Consider the following 11512-nt stretch of genomic DNA (forward strand, 5'->3'; position numbering starts at 1 on the left):
ATCCATGGGCCCGGGCAGCGACGAGCTGCCCGGGCCCACGCGTCATCCGGCCTGTGCGAGTGGGGCCGGGTCCGGGTGGTGGAGCCCTTCGGGCTCGGAGAGGCGCTCGCGCAGGGCGGCACGGTCGGGCTTGCCCGCCGGGGTCAAAGGGAGTTCGGCCATCAGCAGCAGGCGCTCGGGGTGTTTGCGCTGCTCCAGGCCGCGTGACGTCAGATGGGCGCCGAGTTCTCCCAGGCCGAGTTCTCCCGGTACGGGGACCTCGGCCGTGCGGGGCACGATGCAGGCGGCCAGCCGCTCCCCCATGACCGGGTCGGGTACGCCCACGCACACCACGTCGCGGACCAGCGGGTGGGAGGCCAGCTCGCGTTCCACCTCGGCCGGGCTGATGTTGGCGCCGCCCCGGATGACGATGTCCTTGAGGCGGCCGACGAGGTGCAGGGTGCCTTCCCCGTCGAGGAGGCCGAGGTCTCCGGTGCGGACCCAGCCGTCGGGGGTGCGGTAGCGGGCGTCGAGGTCGGGCGAGGCCACGTAGCACAGCGGGGTCATCGGGCCGCGCGAGATGATCTCCCCGATGCTGCCGTCGGGAAGCGGTGCGTGGGTGTCCGGGTCGGCGATGCGGATCTCCGCGACACGGGGGTCGGGGTGACCCGCGACCACACCGGCGCTGTCCGTGGGCGGCACCTGGTGTGCCAGGCCCGTGTGGCAGTTGACCCCGTCGGCGGATCCGTAGAGGTTGACGACGGGACAGCCGAAGGCGCGGGCGGCGTCCTTCGCGGTGGTCTCGTCCAGCGGCGCACCGCCCAGGACCAGGGCGGTGGGGACGGGCAGGTCGCCTCCGTCGCCGTCGAGCCGGTCGAGCCGGTCGAGCATCATGCGCACCATGGTCGGCACGCCCAGGATGTGGGTGGGCTCGTGCTCCCGTACGGCTGCCAGGGCGGCTTCGGGGGTGAAGTGGTCGAGCAGGACGAGGGTGCCTCCGTGCCGGGCCACGGTCACGGCGGTGCCGTAGGAGCCGAAGGCGGAGGCGAACGGGACGAGGAACAGGCAGCGCGGTGGCTTTCCGTCCGGCATGAGGGAGGCGAGGAAGTTGCCCCGGCCGCCGGCGAGGGCGTTGTGGGAGTAGGCGATCATCTTCGGCTCGGCCTCGGAGCCCGAGGAGACGAGGATGCGGGCGGCGCTGTCGGGGTCGGGACGGGCGGGGACGAAGGTCGTCGCGTCCGAGCGCACCAATGCGGACAGCGCCACGGTTCCCTCGGGCGGGGTGCCGGGCCCGGCGGCGATCACGTGCGCCAGCGCGGGGAGGGTCGGTGCCAGGGTCTGCAGATCGGCGGCGTGGTGGGTGCCCCGGTGTTCGATCGCGGCGATCACGGCGACGGCCTCGGCGCGGCGCAGCAGGCACTCGGCTTCCTGGCTGCCGCGGCCGACGGGGAAGGGCAGGGCGATCGCGCCGAGGGCGGCGATGGCGAGGTCGGCGATGACGGCGATGCGGGTGTTGGGGAGCTGGATGCCGACCACGTCGCCCGGGCCTATGCCGAGGTCGCGCAGGCCGGCGGCCAGACATCGCACCTTGCGGTCCAGGGCGGTGTAGCAGAGCTTGCCCTTGGCGTCGAGGACGGCGGTGGCGTGCAGGTTCGCGATCTGGCGTGCCCGGAAGAGGCTGTAGAGGTCGAGGTCGGGGCAGGTGCCGTCGACCACCCAGGAGCGGCGGAGCCGGGCGGGCAGCAGGTCGTGCAGGACGACGGTCATCTGAAGCTCCAGGGGTCGGCAACGGCGGGGGCACCATGGGCGTCGCGGCTGATCGAGCCGGCGAAGCGCGCGTCGTGGTGGAGATCGGCCAGGTCGGCGGTGGCGGCGGTGGCGGTCAGCCCGTGGTCGCGCAGGAGGGAAAGGGCCTGCGGGGTGGTGAGTTGGCTCAGGTCGTAGGCGGCGACGGCTGTCGCGCACCTGTCGGTGGGCGCGATCCAGCCGTCGGCCGTGGGCAGTGGGCGGCGGAATCCGGCGGGGCTCCTCGGGTTCTCGCCTCGGGCAGCGCGGCGCAGGGCCGGGGCGGTCAGGGTGTCGGCCGCGCCGAGCAGGGAGGAGTCCACGCGCACGCCGTGCCCGGTGCGCTCCCGCAGCAGGAGACCGGCCAGCACGGCCTCGGCTCCGGTCAGTCCGCCGAGGACGTCGAGCAGGGTCATCAGGGACGGGGCGGGCGGTTCGCCATCGGGCCGCACGGCTTCACCGACGCCGGTGCGGGCCTGGACCATGAAGTCCGTGCCCATGGGGGCATCGGGCAGGCGGTCGGCCCAGCCGCTGGTGTACGCGTAGACCAGGCCCGGATTCACGCGGGCCAGATCGTCGGCGTCCAGGCCGAGTTGCCCGGCCTTGCCGGGGGCCCAGTTGTGGAGGAAGACGTCGGCTTCGGCCGCCATCTCCCGCAGTCGGCGCCGGTCCGCCTCCGCCTTGATGTCGATCTCCACGGCCTTCTTGCCCCGGTTGAGGGCGAGCCAGCGGGCCGAGACCCCCGAGCAGGTCGGCGGCATGCCGCGCAGCGGGTCCCCGCCCGGCGGCTCGATCCGTACGACTTCGGCTCCGAGCAGTCCCAACAGGTGTGCGGCGAGCGGGGCTTGGATGCGGCGTCCCGCCTCCAGCACGGTGAGCCCGGCCAGCGGACGACCGGCCGGAGGAATCGTTACTGCGGGCTTGGCGGCGGGTTCGAGGAGGTGCAGGGACCACGGTGCGGCGCCGTCGTGCTCGGCGGCCCGCTCGGCCAGTGTGCGCAGTACGCAGACCTCCGCGCCGGAGAGTGCCGCAGCCTGCCGGATCCGCTCGAGGGAGTGGGCGCGGGTGACCGCGTGCAGGGCCGCCGGGAAGGGGGCGCAGGCGGTGGCGTACCGGAACTGGAAGGGCCGCCACCCGGTCCGCATCGCGTCGGCAGGTGCTTCGAGGGCCTTCCAGAACGCGGCCCAGGACCCGGGTTCGAGGGTCTCCAGCTCGAAAAGGGTTCCCTCGGCGGAGGTGAAGGGCGGGCCTCCGGGCGCGAGATCGGCCGCCTCCCCCTCGTCGGCTCCCGCGGCGGCGAGGTACTGGGAGACGGCGAGCAGCCCGGCCCGCTCCGCGCTCGTGGCGATCTGCCGCGGCTGGATGCCCCTGGCCGAGCCGATCAGGCCGGCGAGGAGGCCCTGGACGGTGAGTACGGCGGTGGCGGTGGCCGTGCAGTCGGCGGCCAGGCCGCGCGGGCTGCCGTCACGCCGGCCGTGAACGGCCATGACGCCGGTGGCGGCCTGCACGGTGGCCTCGTCGACGAGGCCGCCCTTCGGCCGGCCCCAGCCGGTGGTCGCGTGGACCGGATCGAATCCCGCTCCGGTGAGCGTGACGTGCCCGTCGGCCGAGCCGTCGTGCCCGGCGTCCTGTCCCTGTGCGCCGAGCAGCCGGAGGCGGTCCGCCACGACGCCCGTGATCTGCGGCGGACCCGAGGCCTCGAAGCGCAGTGTGTCGAGCGGCCTGACCGTCTGCGTGGTTGCTGGTGACGCCATGCCTCTCCTCTCCTCTCCTGGAGCGGCGGTTGCCGCGCCGGGACGTTTCCGGATCCCGGGAACCCGGGAGCGTGCGCGCCCGACCAGTTCCACGGACAGACAGTCGGACAGCCGTTCCCACGGGTTCCCGGAAAACTGGAGGAATGCAGTGGCAGACCCAGGTGCACCCGACAACGGGCACGTACAACAGGACCCGCACGGGGCCGGGTTGGGCGAAGCCGTCGCCCGGTTCGTACGGGACCGGGTGATCCCGTACGAACCGGTACTGAACGCGGGAGGGCCCGCGGCGACGGCCGCCCTGGGGGAACTGCGCGACCGGGCCCGCGAGGAGGGATTGTGGGCGCTGCCCCTTCCGGTGGAACTGGGCGGCGGGGGCCTGACGTTGGGGGCGTACGCCGCACTGGCCGAGGCCGAGGGCGCCAGCGATCACGGACCCGCCGCTCTCGGCTCCGCTCCCCTCCTCGATGTCACGATGCTCGCCCGCCACGGCGAGAGCCGGATCCGCGAGGAGTACCTCCCGCGCCTGGTCGCCGGAGAGATCCGCGCCTGCTACGCGATGACCGAGCCCGGTGCGCCCGGCACCGACCCCTTCCAAACCGCCACCCGGGCCGAACGCCGGGCGGACGGCGGCTGGATCGTCACCGGCTGCAAGTGGTTCACCTCGGGAGCCGCCGACGCCGACCTGGTCACCGTTCTGGCCCGCACCGGCGGTTCCCCCGGCGACCGCGAGGGGCTGTCCCTGCTCCTGGTGCCGACCGGCTCCCCCGGCTTCCGCGTCGTCCGAGAACTGCCGGTGTTCGGTTCGTCCGGCCAGTACGAGATAGCCCTCGACCGGGTTCCGGTGCCTGCCGAGCACCTGCTGGGCGAGACGGGTCAGGCGTTGGCCATCGCCGGGGAGCGGCTGCAGCTGGGGCGGACGCTGCGCTGCCTGCGCTGGCTCGGCCAGGCCCGGCGCGCCTTCGACCTCATGTGCGAGCGGGCGGCCACCCGGAGCGGATCCCGCGGGCCGCTCGCCGACCACCAGCTGGTCCAGCAGCACGTCTTCGACGCCCTGCTCGCCCTGCGCACGACCCGCCCGCTGGTCCACGAGGCCGTGGCCCTGATCGAGGCCGGGCAGGACGCCCACGTCGAGGTCGGCCTCGCCAAGGTCGCCGCCGCGCGGATGCTCCAGCAGGTCACGGACTCCGCCATCCAGGTCCACGGCGCCGCCGGGCTGGGCCCGGACACCCCGCTGCCCGCGCTGTTCCGCAGCGGCCGCGCCGCCAGGATCCTCGACGGCCCCGACGAACTCCACATCACCTCCGTGGCACGCCGCATCCTGCGCGGCTACGGCGCGCCCCCTATACGCGGGTGATGTCGACGAAGCCCTTCAGGGAAGCGAGCGCCAGCGTCAGGAAGAAGGTCCCCCAGATGAGTTCGTGCCGTACGGCCAGGCCCTTGCCCGCGTCGTAGCAGCCGTCGACCAGCATTCCCGCCGGAGCCCTGTCCGTGTCCCCGTCGGTGAGGTGGCTCTCGGCCAGTCGGCTCAGGATCGCCACGGCCCGGTGCCCGCAGTGTCGCGCCCGGGGCCCGGGCAGGCGGCTGAGCTTCAACAGGGCCACCGCGGTGATGGCGGCGGCGGAGGTGTCGATCGGGCCGTCGGGCTGCTCGGCCCCGACGGGCGGGATCAGCGAGCCCGTCAGGAATCCCCCGTGCTCCAGGAGCTGTCCGGCGGCCGCGGCGAGTCGGTCCGGCCGGTGTCGCGCGAGCTCGGGACGGAGCAGGGCCTCGGCCACGGCCAGCAGCAGCCAGGCCCGCCCCCTGCTCCACCCCGGCGGCGGGTCGTCGAGGGGCTGCCACCGCTGCTGCCCGCCGAACTGCCAGGCGGGCGTCGGCCACCGGCCCTGCGGGAGTCCGCCGAGGCAGAGGTCGAGGTGCAGGTGCAGGTGCGCCGCCGCGGCAGCCGCTCCGCGCTCCCCCGCCCCGGCCAACAAGGACAGCATCCCGGGAACGGCGTCCGCCCGGGCCAGCAGGCGGGGCCCGCCGAAGGCGTCGCCCCAGGGCACGAAGCCGAGCGTGCGGTCATGGGCCGCCAGGCAGGAAGCGGCAGCGGCCCCCCTGATCGCCTCGGCCTCGCGGTCGTCCACTGCCAAGGCGGTTCCGTACCAGAGGATGAGGCCCCGGGTCGCAGTATCGGCGTCCACCCAGGGTGCCAGTCGGGCCGTGCACTGCCTTGCCGCCGCGCGATCGGCTTCGGTGCCTGTGTACTGGGCCCGCAGCCACAGCAGTCCGGCCCAGAACCCGCCTGCCCACGAACCGCGTCCCGTCGTGATCCACGTGCCGCGCTCGGGGTCGGCGTAGAGGGGGAAACGGGTGCCCACTTGCGACCCGGTCGTCCCGACACGTTCCATCAGTGCCGCCAGGGCTCGGTCGGCCCAGTCCTCGCCGCTCACGCGCACCGCGCCGCACGGTCCCGACGGTCGCGCACCGCCCAGGCGAACGCGACCGCGCCCGCCACCGCGAACTCCGCCGCCACCATCAGCCAGCCCGCCACGTACCGTCCGCCGGAGACCAACAGCCCGAACAGCGGCGGCCCCACGGCAAACCCGGCGAAGAACCCCGCCGCGGCCAGCGAGGAGTCCTGTCCGGCCCGACCGGGCGCGGCCCGCTGCATGACCAGCACCATCGTGACCGCGTTGCCGGAGACGGCGAACACCCCCACCGCAACGGCACCGGCCCACACCAGGGGACCCACGGCCACCGAGGCCGCCAGCAGCACGGCCGCGCCCAGCGCCCCGCACGCGAGCCATCCCGGAAGCCACTCGGCCCGGCCGGGCCGCGCGGCCTTCGACCAGCCCACCCGGCCGACGATCCCGGTCAGGCCGAGCACCGCGATCAGTGCCGCGGCCGCCGTCGGACCCAAGCCCAACTCCCGTACGCCGAACAGCGCGAGATACGTGTTCACGGAGGCGATGCCGGAGCCCAGGAACAGCGAGAACACCGCGAGCCACGCGACCGCCCCACGCGGGACGAACGAGGTACGGGAGCCACCGGACGTCCAGAGTGGGTCGGCGGGCAGGACACGCAACGCCCACAGCCCGGTCAGTAGCGCCGCACCGGCCGCCGTCCATACCGCCCCTCGCCAGCCCAGCCCCGAGGCGAGGGCCGCGAGCGGCAGTCCCGCCGCGAAGGCTCCCAGCTGGACACCGGACTGCTTCATTCCGGTGACCGCACCCCGGCGGGCAGGGGGTACTGCGGCGAGGATCGCCTTGTTGGTCGCCGGATTGGCCAGCGCTTGCGGCACCCCGCCCAGCGCGACCGCACCCAGCAGCAGCCCGGCGCCGGGAGCTGCCCCGATCAGCGCGAGCGCCACCGCGGAGATCAGGAGCAGCGCCACCAGTGAGCGCCGCGGACCGGCCCGGTCCACGATCCGGCCGCCCGCCGGCGAGAGAAGGGCGGCCGTACCGAAGCCGATCGTGGTCGTCAGCCCCAGCACCACGGGCGAGATGTCCAACTCGCCCACGAGACGTGGCCCCAGCGCGCCGAGCAGGAACAGCTGGAGCATGGAGAAGGCCATGGCGGCGGTCAGGAGTCCGGTGAGCTGTCCGCCTGCCGGGTATTGCGTTCCTTCGGGCGCAGCTCTCGCCGCTTCCTCGGCCGACGAACTCGCCGCTTCCTCCGCCCGCAAAAGCGTCTCCTTCCGAGGCCCGTCGCAACTGCTGGACGCGAAGTCAGTCGGACGGACGCCCCGGCCGGTTCCCCCACATCTCCGTGACCCACGCCACACTTTCCGGTCCGCAGCGGGATCCGGACGGGAACCACTCACATAGTGCGCACCCCGGTGCACGGCTCGCCATGAGGGTGCAAGGATGAGCCCGCCATGACACCAGGCCACTGTTCCCGAGCCTTACGGGCTGCGATGTTCGCAGCCGTTTGCGTGCTGCTCGCGACCGTCGGCCACCTGCTCATGTCGGGAAATCCCGTGCCTGGATGGGCAGTTGGCGCCGCGCTCGTGAGCGCAGCCGGCTTCGCCTGGCCCCTCGCCCGCACCGAGCGCGGGCTCCTCGCCGTCACCACGGTGGCGATCGCCACCCAGGCCGCACTCCACGCCGGGTTCTCCCTGGTCGAGTCCCTCGGCCGACCACCCCCGCCGGGACGGTCGTTCGCACGGCAGTGGGCGCGGTACCTCACGTGCGAGGACACGAACCCGTCCCCGCCCAAGGCCGCACGTCCGGTCGATGACGGCTACCTCGGCGGCATGGCGCACCAGCCATTACCCGCAACGACGCCACTGACCGACGCTAGTGCTCACGCCCACCATGCCCTTCACGGCATGCCGGACGCCGCGGCGACCGCGACCGTGCCGGACGCGGACACCATGGCCGCCATGGCCGGCATGTCGATGTCACCGTCCGGAATGCTGGCGGCGCACCTGCTGGCCGCCGTTATCGCCGGAATCTGGCTCGCCTACGGCGAACAGGCCGCCTTCCAGCTCCTACGCGCCTTCGCGGCCTGGCTCCGGACACCTTTGCGGCTGATCCTCACCCCGTCGCGCGTGCCGCACCGGCCACCACCGCGCGCTCGCCGCGAGCGTGACAGCCCGCTGCGGCGGCTCTTCCTGATCAACTTCATCACCTCACGGGGTCCGCCCGCGGGAACCGCTGTCATCTGACAGCCGGCTCCCCGAGCGTGCGCAGGTGATCCCTTTCGCGCGTCGGGCATCGGTCATGCCCTCCGGCAGGCCGTACACACCTCACCGGCCCGCCGAATGCGAGGCCGGACACCACACGCGTAAGGACCTCGTGGCGATGACCCCTGCCCTGATCACCCGCCAGAATCCCGCCGAGCCGAAGTCGGCCAGGCACACCCCCGGCGGCGACGAAGCCGTGACGCAACTCGCGCTCGCCGCGCGCGACGGCGACCCCGAGAAGGCCGACCGGTTCGTACGCGCCCTCCAGCGCGACGTCTGGCGGTACGTGGCCTTCCTCAGCGCCGACCCCCAAGCCGCCGACGACCTCACCCAGGATGTCTTCCTCCGCGCCCTGCCCGCCCTTCGCCGCTTCGAGGGCCGCTCCTCCGCGCGCACCTGGCTGCTGTCCATCGCCCGCCGCACCGTCGTGGACAGCATCCGCCGGTCCGCCGCCCGTCCCAGGCTGTCGGACCGCCACGACTGGCAGACCGCCGCCGAGCAGGCCCAGCCGTACGACGTCCCGGGGTTCGAGGACGGCATCGCCCTCGCCGAACTCCTGACGGCCATCGCCTCCGAGCGCCGCGAGGCCTTCGTCCTCACCCAGCTCCTGGGCCTGAGCTACAACGAGGCGGCCGAAGCCATCGGCTGCCCGATCGGTACGGTCCGCTCCCGCGTGGCCCGTGCCCGTACTTCGCTCATCGCGCTCCTGACGGATGCGCAGACGCCTTCGGCCGACCGGGAGTGCCCGACACCGTCGCATCACGGCCAAGGCCGAGCCGGTACCCGGCGAGCCCGTGCGGACATGGCACTGCTCGGGTCAACTTGACCCGGCCCTAAAGGACCGGGCTTGGAGGTAGCGCCCAGCTGGCTGCTGGGTGGGCTCCTCCGTCCTGACACCCCGTTAGGGGGTGTCTGGGACGCGTGACTCACGCCCCGCGGTCCACACGGTTGCGCCCTTGCGGGCGATGTTGTGGGACGCGTTGTCGTCCGCGTTCGCCAAAAACCCGCAGGCCCGGCATGCGAACGTCGCTTGTGACTGGCGGTTGCGCCGGTCGATGTGGCCGCACTCGGAGCATTGCCGGCTGGTGTACGCCGGATCGACGTACACCAGCGGCACCCCGGCCCGGCGCGCCTTGTATTCCACGAAGGCGCCGAGTTGGTGGAAGCTCCACGAGTGCAAGGGGGTCCGCTGGTCCTTGCGGAGCCGTACCCGGCTGCGGATGCCCGTGAGGTCTTCCAGGGCGATACCGGAGCCGGTGCGTTCAGCGGTGGTGACGATGGTCTTCGAGATGACGTGGCTGATGTTGGCGGTGTGCCGGGCTTCCTTGCGCGAGCGCCTCTTAAGGAGACGCTTCGCGGACTTGGTGCCCTTGGCCTGGAGCTTGCGGCGCAGTTCGAGCTGCCGGGCGCGGTGCCGGTTCAGCCCCCGGCCGGCGGCACGGTAGCCGGTGGAGGTGGTGGCGATGTTGACGATCCCGAGGTCCACGCCGACGAAGCCGTCCGGCTCGTACAGTTCCGGCTCGGGGATGTCGCAGACCGCGATCAGGTAGAACACGCCGTTGCGTTCGATCAGGTCGGACTCGCCCTTGCGGTGCTCGCGCAGCATCTTCAGCGCGTCCGCCGAGCAGACGAAGCGGACGTTCTTCAGCCGCCCGGCCACCGTCCAGATCGACACCGTCCCGGCGTCGTACTGCCAGGACAGGCACCGGTCGTCGTACGGCTGTGCCGCCTCGGGCCGGAACGTGACCGGCTTCGACTCCGCCTTGACCCGGCGCTTCGACCCGGGCTTGCCCAGGTTCCCGGCCTTGATGTTGGCCTTGAGCGTGGTGTAGGCGTCGCGGGTCTTCTTGATGACGTGCTGGGCGGCCTGCGCCCCCAGCCCCCGCGCCTTCAGCTCGGCGTAGGTGTGCTTTCGCAGCTCGTACTCACGTGGAACACCGTGCTCGAACGCGACCGCCGACACCCAGTCGGCAGCCTCGTTGACTGTGCGCAGGGTGGAGCGCAGCGCGGCGGCCTGGTCGGCCTCCGGCATCAGCTTCACCTGCGTCACGATCTTCATACCGTCGATCGTAGCATTGATCTATGTCACCACGATGGGGGCCAAACCCCAATATCCGCAGGGGTCGTAGCGTCGTCCATACCCTTCACGCCCACTTGGTCTTCACGCCCAGGTATCGGCGCGGGCCCTTCACCGACGAGATCCTTGAGCGCTGCGAAGAGGTCATGCGCTCGGTATGCGCGGACTTCGAAACCGAACTGGTCGAGTTCAACGGCGAACGCGATCACGTGCACCTGCTCGTCCACTACCCGCCGAAAGTCGCCCTGTCCCGACTGGCCGGCTCCCTCAAGGGAGTCTCCGCACGCCGGCTCCGCCAGGAGTTCCCCGGACACATCCGCAAGTACCTGTGGGGCGCCCACTTCTGGTCGCCGTCCTACTTCGCCTCGTCCTGCGGCGGCACACCGCTGAGCATCATCAAGGAGTACACCGAGAACCAGAAGCGACCCGACTGACCGTCAAGACGGAGACGCAAAGCACTCCGGCGCTCCGCGCCTCCGGCCCCAGGATGCGATTCCCCCCGGGCCTAAAGGCCCGGGGTTCCTCGCAAGATCATGCTGAACTCCGGGGACATGACACGCGGGGGATGACGCACAGGGGATGACGCATCGCTGCGCGTCCCCTCTCCCACCGCACGCGCGGCGGCTGACGGCACCCTGGGTCCCGGGTCCGGCCGGCCGCCGCGCAGGGTGGAGGCCCTCGTGGCACTCCCCCTCAGGCCGATGAAGCGAACAGCCTCCCGTCAATTGCGTTCGCTATGTCAAGCCTGCGCCGCAACAAGCTTCCCGGCCCGCCGCCGCACCTCGCGCGCGTGCTCGCGCAGCGCCTCGTCGAACCGCTTGCTGGCAATGGCCCGGTTCCGTCCGCGCCGCGTACCTCGGAGTGTTCCGCCCTCCCCTTGTCACCGCGGTCGCCAGCACCCTTGCCCTCGCAAATCTCCAGCAGCGCGACACGGCGGCGCCGAGCCCTGCGCCGCCGTCCGGGTTTCGGGCGGGGCTTGCGCAGCCCAGTCGTTGTGCTTAATCTCTGGGTCGTTGACGAAAACGACAACCGTTTTCATTTATCGATGGAGGACCCATGCAGTCGCTCGCTTTCGAAGAGCTCCAGGCCAACGGTTCGCTGGCCGCACCCCAGGGCCCGGGCACCAACGCCCTCGTGCACAACCCGTTCGCCTTCGAGGAGCTGGCGGCGGACGGTTCCCTCGCCGCGCCGCAGGGCCCCGGCACCAACGCCCTCGTGCACAACCCGTTCGCCTGGACTGCCTGAGCA

10 protein-coding genes are annotated in these 11512 nt (G+C 72.4%); 5 read left to right on the plus strand and 5 right to left on the minus strand.

The features are described 5' to 3' along the window. Positions 1 to 42: 42 nt before the first annotated feature. Positions 43 to 1746, minus strand: coding sequence for a class I adenylate-forming enzyme family protein (locus tag AC3IYJ_RS01525; protein WP_489399517.1), 1704 nt, complete (start codon positions 1744 to 1746; stop codon positions 43 to 45). Then, entirely contained in the window at positions 1743 to 3518 is a 1776-nt protein-coding gene (locus tag AC3IYJ_RS01530) for a CoA transferase (protein ID WP_489399518.1), read from the minus strand. The genes AC3IYJ_RS01525 and AC3IYJ_RS01530 overlap by 4 nt, the downstream gene beginning before the upstream one ends. 148 nt (positions 3519 to 3666) lie before the next feature. On the opposite strand from AC3IYJ_RS01530, the gene AC3IYJ_RS01535 reads away from it, so the two are divergent. After that, entirely contained in the window at positions 3667 to 4872 is a 1206-nt protein-coding gene (locus AC3IYJ_RS01535; RefSeq protein ID WP_489399519.1) for an acyl-CoA dehydrogenase family protein, read from the plus strand. Here the strand turns inward: AC3IYJ_RS01535 and AC3IYJ_RS01540 are convergent. Then, positions 4859 to 5950, minus strand: a complete 1092-nt coding sequence (locus AC3IYJ_RS01540) for a sugar ABC transporter permease (protein ID WP_489399520.1) — start codon at positions 5948 to 5950, stop codon at positions 4859 to 4861. The two genes, AC3IYJ_RS01535 and AC3IYJ_RS01540, sit on opposite strands and share 14 nt — an antisense overlap. Next, positions 5947 to 7074 carry an MFS transporter gene (locus tag AC3IYJ_RS01545; RefSeq protein WP_489402651.1) on the minus strand — a complete coding sequence of 376 codons (1128 nt, stop codon included), beginning with the start codon at positions 7072 to 7074 and terminating at the stop codon, positions 5947 to 5949. The genes AC3IYJ_RS01540 and AC3IYJ_RS01545 overlap by 4 nt, the downstream gene beginning before the upstream one ends. Positions 7075 to 7509: 435 nt before the next feature. On the opposite strand from AC3IYJ_RS01545, the gene AC3IYJ_RS01550 reads away from it, so the two are divergent. Both AC3IYJ_RS01550 and AC3IYJ_RS01555 read left to right on the plus strand, forming a co-directional pair. Further along, positions 7510 to 8169, plus strand: coding sequence for a hypothetical protein (locus AC3IYJ_RS01550; RefSeq protein ID WP_489399521.1), 660 nt, complete (start codon positions 7510 to 7512; stop codon positions 8167 to 8169). Between the two features lie 136 nt (positions 8170 to 8305). Next, a complete protein-coding gene (locus AC3IYJ_RS01555; protein WP_489399522.1) occupies positions 8306 to 9013 on the plus strand; it encodes a sigma-70 family RNA polymerase sigma factor in 708 nt (235 codons plus the stop codon). A 75-nt stretch (positions 9014 to 9088) separates the two neighbouring features. Here the strand turns inward: AC3IYJ_RS01555 and AC3IYJ_RS01560 are convergent, their stop codons facing one another. Next, positions 9089 to 10246: an RNA-guided endonuclease InsQ/TnpB family protein gene (locus AC3IYJ_RS01560; protein WP_489399523.1), complete on the minus strand. Its 1158-nt coding sequence runs from the start codon at positions 10244 to 10246 to the stop codon at positions 9089 to 9091. 23 nt (positions 10247 to 10269) lie between these two features. Between AC3IYJ_RS01560 and tnpA the strand changes: the two genes are divergently transcribed. Both tnpA and AC3IYJ_RS01570 read left to right on the plus strand, forming a co-directional pair. Further along, positions 10270 to 10698 carry an IS200/IS605 family transposase gene (gene tnpA / locus AC3IYJ_RS01565; protein ID WP_489399524.1) on the plus strand — a complete coding sequence of 143 codons (429 nt, stop codon included), beginning with the start codon at positions 10270 to 10272 and terminating at the stop codon, positions 10696 to 10698. Positions 10699 to 11320: 622 nt separating this feature from the next. Beyond that, on the plus strand, positions 11321 to 11509 hold the full coding sequence (locus AC3IYJ_RS01570) for a streptamidine-related RiPP repeat protein (RefSeq protein ID WP_489399525.1): 189 nt from the start codon (positions 11321 to 11323) through the stop codon (positions 11507 to 11509). Positions 11510 to 11512: the final 3 nt, after the last annotated feature.

The sequence above is a fragment of the Streptomyces sp. GL_140 genome, assembly GCF_057834465.1.